This is a genomic window from Actibacterium sp. MT2.3-13A, assembly GCF_018139985.1.
Lineage (GTDB): Bacteria > Pseudomonadota > Alphaproteobacteria > Rhodobacterales > Rhodobacteraceae > JAGSOU01.
This window is the reverse complement of sequence record NZ_JAGSOU010000007.1, coordinates 36,198-51,228: the sequence shown is the minus strand read 5'-3', so window position 1 is coordinate 51,228 and position 15,031 is coordinate 36,198. Positions and strand designations below refer to the sequence as shown.

General features: G+C 67.5%; 12 protein-coding genes. 7 read left to right on the top strand and 5 right to left on the bottom strand.

Annotated features, from left to right (window positions below; genetic code table 11):
* Positions 1-167 precede the first annotated feature (167 nt).
* Both KCI33_RS08145 and KCI33_RS08140 read left to right on the top strand, forming a co-directional pair.
* Positions 168-830, top strand: a complete 663-nt coding sequence (locus KCI33_RS08145) for a hypothetical protein (RefSeq protein WP_212524284.1) — start codon at positions 168-170, stop codon at positions 828-830.
* Positions 730-2,901, top strand: coding sequence for an acyltransferase family protein (locus KCI33_RS08140; protein WP_349252192.1), 2,172 nt, complete (start codon positions 730-732; stop codon positions 2,899-2,901). Before KCI33_RS08145 ends, KCI33_RS08140 begins: the two co-directional genes overlap by 101 nt.
* A 41-nt stretch (positions 2,902-2,942) precedes the next feature.
* On the opposite strand, the gene KCI33_RS08135 is transcribed toward KCI33_RS08140, so the two are convergent.
* The 4 genes from KCI33_RS08135 to KCI33_RS08120 are packed head-to-tail and all read right to left on the bottom strand — an operon-like array spanning position 2,943 to position 6,932.
* Entirely contained in the window at positions 2,943-3,977 is a 1,035-nt protein-coding gene (locus tag KCI33_RS08135) for an Ldh family oxidoreductase (protein WP_212524282.1), read from the bottom strand.
* 3 nt (positions 3,978-3,980) lie between these two features.
* Positions 3,981-5,198, bottom strand: coding sequence for a hypothetical protein (locus KCI33_RS08130; RefSeq protein WP_212524281.1), 1,218 nt, complete (start codon positions 5,196-5,198; stop codon positions 3,981-3,983).
* Positions 5,195-6,265, bottom strand: a complete 1,071-nt coding sequence (locus KCI33_RS08125) for a hypothetical protein (protein ID WP_212524280.1) — start codon at positions 6,263-6,265, stop codon at positions 5,195-5,197. Before KCI33_RS08125 ends, KCI33_RS08130 begins: the two co-directional genes overlap by 4 nt.
* Positions 6,266-6,308: 43 nt before the next feature.
* Entirely contained in the window at positions 6,309-6,932 is a 624-nt protein-coding gene (locus KCI33_RS08120) for an RraA family protein (protein WP_212524279.1), read from the bottom strand.
* A gap of 523 nt (positions 6,933-7,455) precedes the next feature.
* Between KCI33_RS08120 and KCI33_RS08115 the strand changes: the two genes are divergently transcribed.
* From KCI33_RS08115 to KCI33_RS08095, 5 genes are all read left to right on the top strand, one after another.
* On the top strand, positions 7,456-8,886 hold the full coding sequence (locus tag KCI33_RS08115; RefSeq protein WP_212524278.1) for a hypothetical protein: 1,431 nt from the start codon (positions 7,456-7,458) through the stop codon (positions 8,884-8,886).
* 225 nt (positions 8,887-9,111) lie between these two features.
* A complete protein-coding gene (locus KCI33_RS08110; protein WP_212524277.1) occupies positions 9,112-10,551 on the top strand; it encodes an oligosaccharide flippase family protein in 1,440 nt (479 codons plus the stop codon).
* Between the two features lie 202 nt (positions 10,552-10,753).
* Positions 10,754-11,452, top strand: coding sequence for a sugar transferase (locus tag KCI33_RS08105; RefSeq protein ID WP_212524276.1), 699 nt, complete (start codon positions 10,754-10,756; stop codon positions 11,450-11,452).
* Between the two features lie 290 nt (positions 11,453-11,742).
* Entirely contained in the window at positions 11,743-12,624 is an 882-nt protein-coding gene (locus KCI33_RS08100; RefSeq protein ID WP_212524275.1) for a glycosyltransferase family 2 protein, read from the top strand.
* Positions 12,621-13,862 (top strand): glycosyltransferase, encoded by a 1,242-nt coding sequence (locus KCI33_RS08095; RefSeq protein WP_212524274.1) that lies wholly within the window; start codon positions 12,621-12,623, stop codon positions 13,860-13,862. Before KCI33_RS08100 ends, KCI33_RS08095 begins: the two co-directional genes overlap by 4 nt.
* Before the next feature lie 20 nt (positions 13,863-13,882).
* On the opposite strand, the gene KCI33_RS08090 is transcribed toward KCI33_RS08095, so the two are convergent.
* The gene (locus KCI33_RS08090) at positions 13,883-15,007 is read right to left on the bottom strand and encodes a glycosyltransferase (protein WP_212524273.1); all 1,125 of its coding nucleotides are present in this window, start codon (positions 15,005-15,007) and stop codon (positions 13,883-13,885) included.
* Positions 15,008-15,031: the final 24 nt, after the last annotated feature.

The following is a 15,031-nucleotide window of genomic DNA, read 5'->3' as shown; positions in this document are numbered from 1 at the left end:
ATTCCATGAAGCGTTAATAAGAATTTGGAGAATCGCGGACCTTCAGTCTACGATTTTCCCAGCGGATGCCGATTGAAACCTTCTCCTGTTCCCTCCGAATTTCATTGACCGCGCTTAGATCACCCGCGGCGGAAACGCCAAGAAACACATGTGAAAGGGTAGATAGTATGATTTTCAAATATGATCCCGCGACGCTTCGGGAAGAGCTGCACCAAAAGGGCTACGCGCACCTGAAGGACGTCCTGTCCGACGATTTCGTAGGCTATCTGAAGGATTTTTACGAGACCTCCATGAAAGACGCTGAAAACGAGTCCGAGGACTGGAAGATCGCCGGCAAGAAACGGCAGTTCGTCTTCAACTTCCCCTCGACCGAAGCCGCCCGGGAATTCAAGACCGGGCTCGCACGGCTGACCGGCATCGACGAGAACACCTTCACGATCTCCGAACGCCATCTCAAGGTCTATGACGAAAAGGCCAATCCCTATCCGGCCCCGCACAAGGACCGCTCGGCGTCGTCCTATTCGATCGGCCTTCCCGTCTTCCTGCCCAAGGGGTCGACCGTCTGCCTGTTTCCCGATCTCGATGCGGCGCCGAACACGGAGGATCACGCTGTTTTCCTGACCGAGCGCGACCGACCGGATATCGAGAAGATCTACGAAAAGGAAAATGCCCTGATGCTGAACGAGAGTGTCGGGGACATCGTGATCTTCCTCGGCTCGGCGCTCTGGCATGAGCGGGTGCGCGGCGCAGGCACGGCGGTGCTCTACGTCAAGGTCAACGGCGAAGGCGTCGATCCGCTGGGCGAAAACATCTACGCCGCCGCAATGTAGGCCAGCCCATGCGCGCCATCGGCTGAACGCGCCGACCCGCGCGCGCAGCGCCCGGCGCGGACGGATGGGGCAGCGCGGAAAACCGGCCCGCGCGGGGCTCTGTGCGGCACCCTGCGGGCCAAGTCGCATGTCAGGGGAAAGGCATCTGAAATACCGCCCGGACATTGATGGCCTTCGCGCAGTCGCGGTTCTGGCAGTGGTTTTCTACCATGCCGGTCTGACGCCGTTCAGCGGCGGCTTTGTCGGCGTCGACGTCTTTTTCGTCATTTCCGGTTTCCTCATCACCTCAATCCTGCGCGACGAGATCGCCCGGGGACGCTTCCGTCTGGCGAATTTCTACGACCGCCGGGTCCGGCGCCTGTTCCCGGCGCTGTTCGTCGTCCTGGCCGCCAGTTCGATCGCGGCCTGGGCGATGCTCCTGCCCGAGGACATGCGGAATTTCGGGCAGAGCCTGGTCGCGGCGAACCTGTTCGTCTCCAACCTGCTGTTCTGGAAGGAGGCGGGCTATTTTGACACGGCGGCCGAATTGAAGCCGCTTCTGCACACCTGGTCGCTTGCCGTCGAGGAACAATACTACCTCCTCTTTCCGCTGCTGATCGTGGGTGGCGCGCGCGCGTTCCGGGCGGCGCTGGGGGCCGTTCTGGCCGCGATCGGCGCGGCCTCTCTGGCGCTGGCGGCCTGGCAGGTGAGCCACGCCCCCGATGCGGCCTTCTTCCTGCTGCCCGCGCGTTTCTGGGAGCTGCTGACCGGCGCGGCGCTCGCCTTCCTTCCCGGCCCGGCCACCGGCCGCCGCGGCGTGACGGAGGCCATCGCGACATGCGGGCTGGGCCTGATCGCCCTGCCGATATTCGCCTATTCCGATCTCACCCCCTTCCCCGGTCTGGCTGCGATCCTGCCGTGCCTGGGCGCGGCGCTGCTGATCTACGCCGGCGCGGACGGGCGAAGCCGGGTTCATGGCGTCCTGCGCTGGGCGCCCGCTGTGTTTTTCGGACGGATCTCCTATTCGCTCTACCTGTGGCACTGGCCGGTGCTGGTCTTCGCGAAATACTATGCCGTCCGGCCGCTGACCGCCGTGGAGACCGGATCGGCCATCTGCCTGTCCGTCGCCCTCGCCGCCCTGTCCTGGCGCTTCGTCGAACAGCCGTTCCGCGGGCGCAGGTCCGCCTTCGGGAGGCGGACGGTCCTTGCCGGCGCGGCCCTCGCCACGACACTCGCGGTCGCGTTCGGCCTGGCCGCCGACCGCAGCGAGGGCCTGCCTGGGCGCCTGCCCGCCGATGTGCTGGCGCTCACCTCCGAGGCCCCGCATATCCACGCCCGGCGCGATTGCCACTTCGCCTCGGAAAAGGCATCCGTGTCCGATTTCTGCCTCCGCGGCGCCGGCGGGCAGGCGCCCCGGTTCCTCCTCTTGGGGGACAGCCACGCGGACATGCACGGCCCCGGCCTTTTTGCCGCCGCGGCCGCGCTGGGGCTGACGGGGGTGCAGTTCACCGACTACGGCTATGTGCCCGCCCCCGGATACGCCCGCGCCGGCGACCAGGGGCGCTACGCCGGCAACCACGCGATGCTCGACGAGCTGCTCGCGGCCTACCCCGAGATCGACCTCGTCATCTACGCGCTGTTCTGGAACCAGGCGCTCGGCTATCCGGTGGCTGCGGGCCCCGACGGCACCACGCACCCCCTGCCCGACGCCCTGCGGAATCTCCTGAAAAAGTATCCGCATAAGCGCTTCGTTTTCCTGGAGGATGTCCCGAATTCGGCCGTCCTGGGCCCCAATGGCCTGGCGCGCGCCGCCTATCTCAACCCGGCCCCCGCCGTCGTGCCCCGCGCCGAATACGAGGCGCAACTCGACCGCCACCGCCCGCTTTTGGCGGCGCTGGCACGGGCGCCCAATGCCGTTGCGATCAGCGTCGCGCCGCAGCTCTGCGACGCCGGGGGCTGCAGCGGCAGGGATGGTGACGTGCTGCTCTACCGCGACACGGACCACCTGTCCGAGAAAGGATCGCTGCGCCTGAAAGGCGTCTTCGGCGATCTGCTTCGGGAATATCTGGTGGCCCCGCGCGGCCGCTCGTGAGGATCGGGATGCGGGGGGCGGCCGGGCCGCGTGGCCGGGCGCTACCAGGGAACGGCGGTGCCGAGCGCCCCGGCCAGTTCCCGCAGCGCGGTCGCGGTCTTGTCCTCCAGCGCGATGCCCTGTTCCCGGTTCTCGGCCATGGCGTCCCAGCGCGCGTCGCCGGGCAGCCGCACGCAACCCTCGCCCCCGGAAGAGGCAACCATCCCGGCGAGCAGTTCGAGCCGGTCGTAGAAGGTCTCGATCGGCATCCAGCGCGCGATATCCAGCGCCAGGATGAAATGCCCGCTGTTCCCGTGCCGCTCGAAATCCTTGTACATCGACGCTACCTGGGACGAGACCCCTGCCCCGGTCAGAACGCCGCTCAGGATCTCGACCATCAGCGCCAGGCCGAACCCCTTCGGCCCGCTGGCCGGCAGCAGGGTCCCGCGCATCGCCGCGTCGGGATCGGTCACGGGGCGGCCGTCCTCGTCCACCACCAGCCCCTCTGGCAGGTCGCGGCCATCTTGCTGGTGGGCCCGCACGGTCGAGCCGGCGAGGCCGGCCGTGGACATGTCGACGATCAGCGCCCGCCCGTCACGCCGCGGGGCGCCGAAGGCAAAGGGGTTGGTGCCGAGAACCGGCCTGTAGCCCCCCTCCGCGGCCACCTTCGGGAAGGAGTTGCTCAGCGCGATGCTGATCATCCCCGCCCCGGCGGCGCGGTTGATGTAATACGCCCCCGTGCCGTAGAAATTGCTGCGCTGCACGCCAACCACGCCGAGGCCGGTCGCGCGCGCCAGGTCCACGGCGCGGTCGGTCGCGAGCGCCCCGGCCACCTGGCCGAAGCCGTCATCGGCATCCAGCAGCGCCGCCGCCTCTGACAGCGACCGGAACGTCATCCGCGCCGGCGTGCGGATCAGGCCCGCCTGAACCCGGCGCAGCAGGATCGGCAGCCGTTCGACGCCGTGATTGGTCCGCCCGGCGAGATCGTTCCAAAGCAGGTTGTCCGCGATCGCCTCGACCTCGCCGCCGTCAACGCCGGACGCCCTCAAAAGGGCCTGCGCCACCGCGCGCAGATCGGGAGCCGGGACCCGCAGCATGGCTCAGCCCCCCAGACGCCGGAGCGCGCGCCCGAACTCCTCGCGCAACCGGATCGCCGAGGGCATCGGGTCGGTCAGGCTCAGGATCGGCATGACCTTGCGTCCCACCATCAGGCTTCGGATCCAGCCCGTGAAGCTCAGCTCGCCGCGCCTGTTCAACTCGCGGAACGCGAGGAAGTCACGCAGCGGGTTCCACATGCGGACGTTCTCTTCGTAATCGGGAAAAGTGGGAACGCGCTGCCCGGTTTGCCGGCGATAGATCATCTCGTCGATCGGCAGGCCGCCCGCGACCACCATCCGGTGCGCGTCGGTGAAACGCGGGTTGACCTCGATCACCTTCAATTGCCCGTCGCGCAGGTCCTTCTTGAATTCGATGTTCCCCATGCCGCGCCAGGGCATCGAGGCAAAGAACCTTCGCCCCGCCTCGGCGGTGTCGGGAAGCCATTTCGAATCGTGATAGCAGGCCCCGCCCCGGTTCACCGGATAACGGCGGATGACGCGCTTGGTGTAATGGAACAGCCATCGGCCATCCTCGTCGATATAGGTGTAATAGCTGGACAGCAGGCTGTCCGGGCCGGGCACCATTTCCATCACCATCACCTCGCAATTCGCGGCCTGGGCCAGCTGCACCTTCTCGACCAGTTCGTCCCAGTCGTTTTCGACGATGAACAGCTTCCGGCCGAAGACCGGGATGAAGAGATGCGAATGGATCGGCTTCACCATCACCGGGAACGTCACCTCGTCCCGGATCGCCTGGAGTTTCTCGGCGCTGTCCACATCCCAGAAATTCGGCGTCGCCACCCCGGCCGCCCGCGCGCGCAGCAGCGTGGCCCTCTTGTCCAGCATCTCTCGGCGCAGGGCGGGGTCGAACCCTTCCAGCAGATATTTTTGCGACAGCGCGGCGTGGTGCGTGGTGACAAATTCGATGGAATCGTCGCACAGGGCGAAGATCAGGCTGCCTTCCAGTTCCGGCTTCGGCGCGTCGAGCAGCAGGTCCCGCCAGAAATCCTGGATCGCGCCGCCGTCGGGCGCCCGATACTTCCGGCGGCAGTGGCGCGAATAGAGCGCCAGGCACCCTGCCTTGCCGGCGGCACTCACCGGGATGCCGACGCGGCCGAAGTTGCGTGCCAGGGCGGCACTGTTGGCCGCGCCGCCCAGAATGAGCACCGGGGTCGACGTCTCCAGCGCATCGGAAATCTCGTTTGCCGCGAACTGTCTCAAAGTCTCATGACCCCTTGCCGGTTTTCGAACAGGTACTGCAGAATGCGGGTCGCGACGGGCGTCGCCCCGGAACGGTCCGCCACAAGGTAATGATGGTGAATGCCCGGCCCGACATTCACCTCGTGGAACTGGGCGCCGCTCGCGCCCAGCGGCGCCGAGATGTCGTCAGCGATGACGTCCAGCCCCGCGAAACGCACGCCCAGATCCGTGACCAGCCCGGCGCCGGCCGATACGATCCCGGGGTGCACCTCGGCGGTGACCGTATGGTTTTCGCGGTCGGCGTTTTCATTGACCGCGCGTTTCACGACGATCCTCTCTCCGTCCGCGGGGGTCTGCCCGGGATCGAGGCCCTGCGCCGCGAGATGATGCAGCGCGTCCTGGTCGATCACCAGCGGGCTGAGCGCGCTGATCGGCCGCTCGGACAGCCGCTTGCGATTCTGCGCTGCGACCAGCGCGCGTATCGAGGAGCGCCCGTCTCCGCAGACCGTGGGGGGATCGCGGCGCACCGCGTCCAGCAGCCGCCCGTCGAGATAGAGCAAGCGATAGCAGTTGCCGGCGAGCATCGGCTCCGCCAGCAGTTCGGCATTGAAACTCGCGGCGTGCAGGGCCGCGCGCAGCAACGAGCGCTCGGTGCGGATACCCGTGGTCACCCCATGCCCGCCGCCGGTTCCGGTGGCCGGCTTGACCACGATCGGCCCCGGCGTTCGGGCCAGGAAATCCCGCGCGCGGCCGAGCTGGTCGAGCGAGAACACGCAGTGCTCGGGCACCGGCAGGCCCTTTTCGGAAAGCAACTGGTAGGTGACCGCCTTGTGGGCCATGACCCGTGTGGTGACGAGATCGTCCAGCATGAGGTCCGAATGCGAGACGAAGGTCGCAAGGCCGTCGAGGGAAATCCGCTTGAGACCGGCCAGGTCATGGCACTCGGCGCCCAGCTCCCGCGCCGCGTCCCGCCAGAGCCGGTCGTAGAATTCGTCGCGCAGGCCGCCGAAGCGGCGCCGTTTCAGGACGCTGCGAATATCCGCGAATTTGAGCGCGCGGCGCGTGATCCAGGTCACCCGCTGACGCATTCGCCCTGCGAACGGAGAATCTCCGCCGCGCAGGGCCTTGCTGTCAGTCATCGAAAAGGCACCCGTCCGCCGCCAGCTGCCTGTCGACCCAATCGTTCGAGAACTCGCCCCGCTTCACGCTGTCCACATAGGCGGCGAGCTGTTCGCGGTTCACCTCCAGCCGTTGCAGCACGTCCTCGGCCGCCCATTGCGGAACGACCACGACGCCGCTCGGATCCGCGGCCAGGATGTCGCCGGGCCGGACGACGACGCCCCCGGCGCTGATCGGATAGTTGATCTCGCCCGGGCCGCGATGCAGCGGACCGAACGGGGTGACGCCCTTGGCATAGACCGGCAGGCCGCATTCGATGACACCCGGCAGGTCGCGGATCAGCCCGTCGATGATGAACCCGGCGATGCCCCGGTGCCGCGCCTTGTTGGCCACGAGATCGCCGATCACCGCGGCGGTGACGCTCTGGCTGGCGTCGATGACCATGATGTCCCCGGGCTGCGCCAGATCCAGCGCCTTGTGCACCATGAGATTATCGCCTGGGAAACATTTCACGGTAAGGGCCGGGCCGACCAGCGGCTTGTCGTTGACGAGATTGTGGATCTCGCCGCCCATCGTGTACATTCGGTTCAGCATGTCCGAAATGTCGGTGGACTCGAACTGCCGAAAGCGGCTCATCAGGGACGGGTCCGGCCGGTCGAAGGTCCGGCGGACCATAAAACCGGGCCCCGGTCGCATCTCGGCGGATTTGGGCTTCTGCGTGCCGCTGCCGGCCCCAGTCGTTACCGATTTTTCCATCCCTACACCCCGATTTTCCAAAAAAACGATTCGTCATACACTATGGCGAAAGGTTACCGGACCCCTTCGGAGGCGGACAGAGTTTTTGCCGGCGCCGCTGAGGGCGGTGAACAATGCCAAGGGCATCGCCCCGATCGTCGCCCCACCGCGAACGATCAACGGAAGACCCCGCGGAAAAGCCGCCCGCCGAAGGGAAGGTTGCGGCAATTCTGAGGCACACGAGACCGCATTCAAGCGACGGAAACCAGCCGCCGCCACCCGCCCGTCGAGGCCGCTGAATCGCCGTGGCAGGCGCCCCGGAGGGGCGCTTGAGCGCATGATCCCGGGCACCATCCGGGCCTATTCTCTGGATCGCGCAAATCCGCTGCGCTAGGCTCTCCGCAGAAGCCAAACGAGGACAAGGATGACGGTCTTCCCCGCTTCGACCGCCTTGCTGGCGATCTGGCTGATCCAGAGCCTGCGAAACCCCGACAACGGCATTGTCGTGGCCATCGCGTTGCTGCCCTTCGGCATGTTTGCGGCGGTATCGCTGGGCGGCCTGTCGATCATAGCCGCGCATCTCGTCGCCCTGCTGACCGTCGCGGTGTTCATTCTGCGCTGGGTCAGCCGGCGCCCGGCGGTCCGGCTGGGACAGATCCCGGTCCCGGGGGTGTTCCTGCTGCTCTACGCCGGCTATGCCGCCGTTTCGGCCACGGTTCTGGTGCGGCTTTTCGCCGGCGAATTCCTGGTCTTTCCGATGACTGTCAATCTTACCGGGACGGCGGTCAGTATCTACTTCCACTCGACCATGACCCTGCTCGCGCCGGGAAACTCCAACATCGCCCAGACCCTGTATATCGTCCTGTCCTGCGGCTTCTTCATCGCCGCGGCCGAGACCTTCCGCCAGCGCTCGCCGCGGTTTGGCGAGATCGGGCTGACCTGGGCGGCCGTCCTGAATGTCGTCCTGGGGCTGCTGGACCTGGCCCGGCTCGATCCGCTGCTGTCGATGATCCGGACCGCCGACTACACCTTGGCCAACGAGCACCTGCTCAGCGGGTTTTCCCGCGTGATCGGCGGGTTTTCCGAAGCATCCGGCTTCGGCGCGACATCGGCCGCATTCTTCGCCTATTTCGCGATGTCCTTCCTGATCCGCCAGCGCCCGCTGCACGGCGTGTTGGCGGCCGCGAGCCTGGCCTGCGCGGTGCTGTCGCTGTCCTCCTCCGGGCTTCTGGCGATGGCCGGCGCGGTGCTGCTCATCGGGCTGCACGCGCGCGTCTACCTCGGCCGGGGGATGAGCCGGAGTTTCGGTCACTGGTTCGTCATCATCGCGACGGTGACGACGGCGCTGGGCAGTTTCGCGTTGCTGGTGGCGCCGGTGTCCGATCTAGTCGGCGACGTGCTCGACCGGCTCGTATTCTCCAAGAGCTCGACCCTCTCCGGGATCGAGCGCAGCGCCTGGGCGAAGGCCGGCCTCGATGCGTTTGTCCAGACCTGGGGGCTGGGCGCGGGGGCCGGATCGCTCAGGGCAAACGGCCTGATCTCGGTGCTGCTGGGCAGCGTCGGCCTGCCCGGAACCCTCGCCTTTCTCGGCTTTCTGTGGTGCGCGATCGGCGGCGGCGCGCGTTTCGCGGGCAGCGAGGACCGCCGCATGTTCTACGCCGCGCGGATTTCGGCCATGACGCTGCTGGTGGCCATGCTCCTCTCGGGCACGACGCCGGATCCGACGCTGTTCCTGATGACAACGACGGCCGTGGCCACGGCCACGCGGCGACGCGGCGCCGCCGAGCGTCGCGCCGCGCCGCGCCAGGCGCAGCCGGTGCGAGGGCCCTTTCCGGGCGCAGGCGACCTCGTCTGAGCTCGACGGGCGGCCCGGCCCGGGTTTCCCGAAGTGGACCCTGCCGGATGCGCCGCGCGCGATTTCGGGCCTTCGCATTCGGCCCGCGATCATGCAAGCTTGGCGGGATACAGCGATTTACAGGCATCCGGATTTCAGAACGTTCATGAGCACCCCGCCCACTGCCCACAGCCCTTCGCGCGGCCGACCGCGGCTCTCGGCCCTCCCGAACCGGAGCCGCGGCGAATGAGCCGCGCTGTCCGGGGAGGCATCTGGACGGCGGTTTCCCGGATCCTGTCGCAAGTGGTGCAATTCGCCATCTTCATGGTGGCGGTGCAGGTGATGAGCCCGGCCGAATTCGGCATCTTCGCGCTGGTCTGGACATGGTCGCTGATCCTGTCCCAATTCGCCATTGCCGGCTGGCCGGAATACATCATGCAATGGTCCGGCGACAGCACCCAACCGCGCCGTGTTCTGGCGTTGGCGATGGCCGGAGGGGCCTTTCTGGCCGGCATCGGGATCGCCCTCAGCTATCTCGCGCCACTCATGATCGATGATCCGCGGGCAACGCCGCTGATGCAGATCTTCGCCATATGGATCTTCTTCGCGAGCGTCGGCGGAACCTTCGCCGGCGCGATGAACTGGGAGGACCGTCTGACCGCCGCCGCCGTGGCGACGATCATCGGGGACCTGGCCAATTTCGCCGTCGCGGTCTGGGCGCTGCTGCAGGGCCACGGCGTGTTTGCCCTGGCCGCGGGGCGGCTCGTGGGCGCGCTGTTCTGGGCGGGCGCGGGGTTGGCGGTCGTGCGTATGGCGCCGGATTTCGGGATCACCCGGCAGCAGGCGGGGGAAATCCTGAGGTTCACCTCCCGGATTGTCGCGGTGCGCCTTCTGGTGAACATCCGGCTCTATGCCGCCACGCTGGTGATCGGCACCTTCCTCGGCGCCGCCCATGCGGGCTATTTCCGGGCCGGCCAGCGACTGGTCAGTGCGCTGGGCGAAGTTCTGGGAGAACCGACGCGCGTTCTGGCCTGGAGCCTGTTCCGCAACACCCGCAGGAGCCAGGGCCCGCGGGTGGATTTCCGCGAGCGCGCCAACAGCTTTTTCCCGGTTCTTCTGACCTTCGCCATTCCGCTGTTTGCGGCCACGGCCTTCCTGGCCGAGGACATCACCCTTGGATTGCTGGGAGAGGAGTGGCTTCCGGCGGCGCCGGTGGTCCGCGTCCTGGCCATCGCCTACGCCGTGCTGGCAACAAGCGCGGCGAACGAGGCGGTCCTGTCGCTGGCCGGGATGGTGCGCATCCTGCCCTACATGGTTCTGGGCAACGCGACCCTCGGCGTCGGGATCACGATCATCGCGGCCCCCCACGGGATCCTGGCCACGGCCTGGGCGCAGGTCGCGTCGGCGCTGGTCATCTTTTCGATCAACGCCTGGATGATGCAGCGTCATGCCGCCATCCGCTGGGGACAGGTTTTGCTGAGGCTGCGGGCGGTGCCGGTGGCCCTTGCCCTGTCCGCAGCCGTTCCGCTCATCGGCGGGCAGTCGGCCGCGCTGGACGCCGTTGCGCCGTTGTTGCGCGCCGTCCTTCTGGCGGCGGGGTTCGTGGTGGTTTTCTACGCGACCCTGCTCGGGCTGGACGGCCGACTGCGCCGGCTGGTTCTTCAACTCGCGCGGCGCAGACTCTGACCGGCGGGCGGACGGCGATCCCGCACATGCCGCGCCTGGGACGGTGGCGCCCGGACGAACCGTCAGTATCTGTTAATAATCCGTGAATCTTTGGGCCGCCCGCCCGGATTCCCGTATACTCGTTAACGTCTACGATTCGACGGCGTCCCGCCCGCGGGATCCGCCAAGTTAGTGCACGGTTAATTTTCAATCGGTTTTTTCCATGAATTTCGACATCCATTCAGGTGCCTATTCCCCCTCCGGGCATGACGCGCCACCCGAGACCCGCGGCGACGAGCGCGCGGCATCGGGAGGGGACGCGGCAAAAGCGGTCTTTGACCGGTGCTTTTCCGTCCTCGCGCTCCTCTTCTTCGCGCCATTCCTGATCGTCATTTCGCTGGTGATCCTGCTCGGAGACGGCGGCCCGATCCTGTTTCGCCACAAGCGCATCGGCCGGGATGGCCGGATCTTCAACTGCCTCAAGTTCCGCACCATGGCCAATGATGCCGAAGAGCGGCTGAAGGCGATCCTGGACACGGACCCCAAGGCCCGCGCGGAATGGGACGCCAACCAGAAGCTGGAGGACGACCCGCGCATCACCTGCATCGGAGAGTTCTTTCGCAAGACCAGCCTCGACGAGCTTCCGCAGTTCTGGAACGTGCTCCGCGGCGAGATGTCCGTGGTCGGCCCGCGCCCGATCGTGGCGGAGGAGGCGCATCATTACGGCGAGCATTTCAAGGACTACCTGTCGGTGCGCCCCGGCGTCACCGGGCTCTGGCAGGTGATGGGACGCAGCCGCACGACCTATGACGAGCGGGTGGCGATGGACATCGACTATGTGCGCAACCGCAGTTTCCGGATGGATATCTGGATCATCCTGAAGACGATCAAGGTCATGCTCGTCCGCGACGGCGCGTGCTAGGACCGTCCGGCCGCAGGTTCAGAGAACAGCAATCCCGACAACTGATGCCCAGGTGATGGAACACCCGATGACGACAAGAGCGTTGAGTGTCCCGCCGGACAGCCGCTGCACCCAGGAGGGGCAGTTCTCTGGTGTGAAATCGCGCTTTTTCATGGTGCCTGCTCGTGGAGAGGGTTTTTTTGTCCAACCGTTATTTTTCAGCGTAAACTGGGGCTGTTTCCCGATCAACACCAATCCCGGAAAGGGGCCCATTTTGTCATGATTTCGCCGATGCCGGAGCAGAGCTGAGCATGCGCCTCGTCGTTTCCATCCCGACGACCGGCCGCCGCCGCATCGTCGGCCCCACCATCCGCGACATCGCAGGGCAGACGCGGCTGCCGGACCTTCTGGTCGTCGTCTGCGCGCGCGACGGCGATATCGACCTCTCCGATCTGGAGGGACTGCCCTTCCCGATGCAGGTGGTGCAGTCCGAGATCGGGCTGACCCGGCAACGCAACCGCACGCTGGAGATGTTGGACGCTGAGGACATCCTCCTGTTCCTCGACGACGATTTCGTGATGGCGCGGGACTACCTGGCCTGCCTGGAGCGGCTGTTCGAGGGACATCGGGACGTGGTCCTCGCAACCGGCCGGGTCTTGGCCGACGGCATCCACGGCCCCGGCCTCGCCCATGACGAGGCCGCGAAATACCTCGGGGCGGTGGCGTCGGGCGCATGTTCGGGACATCTGGCGACGGTCTACAACGGCTATGGCTGCAACATGGCGATCCGGGCACGGCCCGTGGTCGAGCACAATCTGCGCTTCGACCCCAACCTGCCCTTCTACGGCTGGCTCGAAGATGTCGATTTCTCGCGCCAGCTCTCCGCCTACGGCCGGATCGTGCGCGCCAACACGCTGCGCGGGGTGCATCTGGGCACCAAGACGGGGCGCAGCGGCGGGCTGCGGCTGGGATACTCGCAAATCGCCAATCCGCTCTACCTGCGTTCGAAACGGACGATGCGCGGCACCCGCGCCTTCGCGATCATGCTGCGCAACGTGGTCAGCAACCTTGTCCGTTCGCTTTACCCCGAGCCGGAGATCGACCGGCGCGGGCGGCTGCGCGGCAACCTGCGCGCCATGCGTGACATCGCGACCGGCGAGCTGCGTCCCGAGCGCGTGAAGGACTTCGAATGACAGGGACCCGTCCAAGCCGGGTGGTCGTGATCACCGATTTCGCATCCGTCCGCGGCGGCGCCTCGAAACTGGCGATGCTCCAGACCGGACTGCTGAGCGCGCGCGGCGTGCCGGTCACCGTCTTTGCCGGCGACGCGGGCGGCGCGATGCCCGAGGGTGTGCAGCTGGTGGCGCTGGGCGGCGCGCGGCTGCTGGAGCAGGGCAGGCTGGCGGCGGCGCTGGGCGGTCTTTGGAACCGCGCCGCGCACGCCGCCCTGCGCGACTGGATCGCCACGCAGGACGACCCGCGCATCATCTACCATGTGCATGGCATCCAGCAGACCTTGTCGCCCTCGGTGCTGCGGGCCCTGCAGCCGGTGCGCGCGCGGGTGGTGCTGCATGCCCACGACTATTTCCTGAGCTGCCCGAACGGCGCCTTCTTCGACTTCCGCGCCGGGGAAAGCTGCGCCCGCACGGGGCTGTCCGCCGCCTGCATCGCGCGGAACTGCGACAAGCGGAGCTACGCGCAGAAGCTGTGGCGCGTGACGCGTCAGGGCCTTCAGGACCGCGAGACGCGGCGGCTGTTCGGCACAGCCGTGACCGTCCTCATTCACGCGGGGATGCGCGCGCGCCTGGCCGCGGGCCGGCCGCAGCTCAGGACCGAGGTCCTGCCCAACCCGGCAGAGCCGCTGCTCCCCGCACCGGCGGACCCGGCAGCAAACGCAGAGTTCCTCTATGTCGGCGACGTGCACGCCTACAAGGGCGTCTTCCTGCTGGCCGAGGCGGCGCGGCGCGCCGGCGTGAAACTGCGGATCCTCGGCGATGGCCTGGACCGCGCGCGCCTGGCCGCGGCCTATCCCGAGCATTGCCTCGACGGCTGGGCCGACAGGGACAAACTGGCCGAAAGCATGCGCCAGGCCCGCGCGCTGGTCGCGCCCACCCTCGGCCCCGAGCCTTACGGCCTCGCCCCGGTCGAGGCGCTGCTGGCGGGGGTCCCGGTGGTGATCTCGGACAGCATGCTGCTCAGTTCGGACATCGACCGTTTCGGCGCCGGCGTCAGCTTCGCCGCCGGGAATGCGGCGTCGCTCTCCCAAGCGCTGCGGCGGATCGCCGATGACGACGGCGCGGTGCGGCGGATGTCCGCCCGGACCGCGGCCGCCGCGGCAGAGATCACCACGACGCCCGAGGCCTGGTGCGACGGGCTTCTCGACATCTATTCGGGATTGCTCGACGCGGCATCGCGGAGCCCCGCGGGCTGAGCCGCGGCAGCCTTCGGGCGCTACAGATCCACCCCCAGCGCGCCGAGGCTGCGCGTGATGCCCTCGCGGAAGGCGTCGGGGTCGAACCGCCGGGCATGGGCGATCAGCGCGGCGGGGTCCGTCCGGTCCAGCCCCAGCGCCTCGAACCGCTCCACCGCGTCGATCAGCGCCTCGACGCTCTGCTCCCGGAACAGCAGCCCGGTCTCGCCCTCCAGCACCGTGTCCAGCGCGCCCCCGCGGCCATAGGCGATGACCGGCCGGCCCGAGGCCATGACCTCGACCGGGACGATGCCGAAATCCTCCTCGCCCGGAAAGATCAGCGCCTTGCAGCGCGCCATATGCGCGCGAAGCACGTCGAAGGGCACCTGCCCCAGGAAAGTGACATTGGCCCCGGCCTTGGCCGCCAGCGCCGCGCGGGTCTTGTCCGGTCCGCCGATCACGACCAGGGGCCTGTTGAGCCGGGTGAGGGCCTCGACCGCGATATCGGGGCGTTTGTAGGGCGCGAGTTCCCCGGCCCAGAGGTAGAAATCGCCCAGCTCGGCGCGCGGCACGGGGGCGAAATCTGCCACCGCCACCGGCGGATGCACCACGTCCGCCTCGCGCCCCCAGTATTTGCGGATGCGCGCGGCGACATGGTTGGAATTCGCCGCGAAGCCGTCGACCCGCGCGGCCGAGGTCACGTCCCAGCCGCGCAGCCGGTGCGCCAGCGGCGGCATCAGCTGCCGCGTCAGCCAGCCCGCGCCGCTGCGATAGGTGTGATACTGGTCCCACAGATAGCGCATGGGCGAATGGCAGTAGCACAGATGCGGCGCGTCGGGCGGGGCGATGACGCCCTTGGCCGGCCCCGCCTCGGACGAGATCACGAGGTCGTAGCCGGTGAGGTCGATCTCCTCCAGCGCGCGCGGCATGAAGGGCAGGTATTTCTGGTAGAGCTTCGGCGCGAAGGGCAGGCGCGCGACCGAGGTGGTGAAGATCCGGTGCCGCTGCAGGGCGGGGCTCAGCCGCCCGGGCACGACCACATGGGTGAAGATATCGGCCTGCGGGAACATCTCGCACAGCGCCTCGAGCACCTTCTCGCCGCCGCGCATGCCGACCAGCCAGTAATGGATCAGCGCCACGCGCCGATCGTCGCCGCGCTCAGCCATGGCGGCAGCCTCCGTATGCCGGCC

Excerpts from the sequence above, each read along its gene's own strand:
- KCI33_RS08135 (WP_212524282.1), bottom strand. The coding sequence starts at position 3,977 with ATGCTGCGGGTCCCGGCTCCCGATCTGCGCGCGGTGGCGCAGGCCCTT.
- KCI33_RS08120 (WP_212524279.1), bottom strand. The coding sequence starts at position 6,932 with ATGAGCCGCTTTCGGCAGTTCGAGTCCACCGACATTTCGGACATGCTG.
- KCI33_RS08090 (WP_212524273.1), bottom strand. The coding sequence starts at position 15,007 with ATGGCTGAGCGCGGCGACGATCGGCGCGTGGCGCTGATCCATTACTGG.
- KCI33_RS08105 (WP_212524276.1), top strand. The coding sequence starts at position 10,754 with ATGAATTTCGACATCCATTCAGGTGCCTATTCCCCCTCCGGGCATGAC.
- KCI33_RS08140 (WP_349252192.1), top strand. The coding sequence starts at position 730 with ATGAGCGGGTGCGCGGCGCAGGCACGGCGGTGCTCTACGTCAAGGTCA.
- KCI33_RS08110 (WP_212524277.1), top strand. The coding sequence starts at position 9,112 with ATGAGCCGCGCTGTCCGGGGAGGCATCTGGACGGCGGTTTCCCGGATC.
- KCI33_RS08100 (WP_212524275.1), top strand. The coding sequence starts at position 11,743 with ATGCGCCTCGTCGTTTCCATCCCGACGACCGGCCGCCGCCGCATCGTC.
- KCI33_RS08095 (WP_212524274.1), top strand. The coding sequence starts at position 12,621 with ATGACAGGGACCCGTCCAAGCCGGGTGGTCGTGATCACCGATTTCGCA.
- KCI33_RS08115 (WP_212524278.1), top strand. The coding sequence starts at position 7,456 with ATGACGGTCTTCCCCGCTTCGACCGCCTTGCTGGCGATCTGGCTGATC.
- KCI33_RS08125 (WP_212524280.1), bottom strand. The coding sequence starts at position 6,265 with ATGCGTCAGCGGGTGACCTGGATCACGCGCCGCGCGCTCAAATTCGCG.
- KCI33_RS08145 (WP_212524284.1), top strand. The coding sequence starts at position 168 with ATGATTTTCAAATATGATCCCGCGACGCTTCGGGAAGAGCTGCACCAA.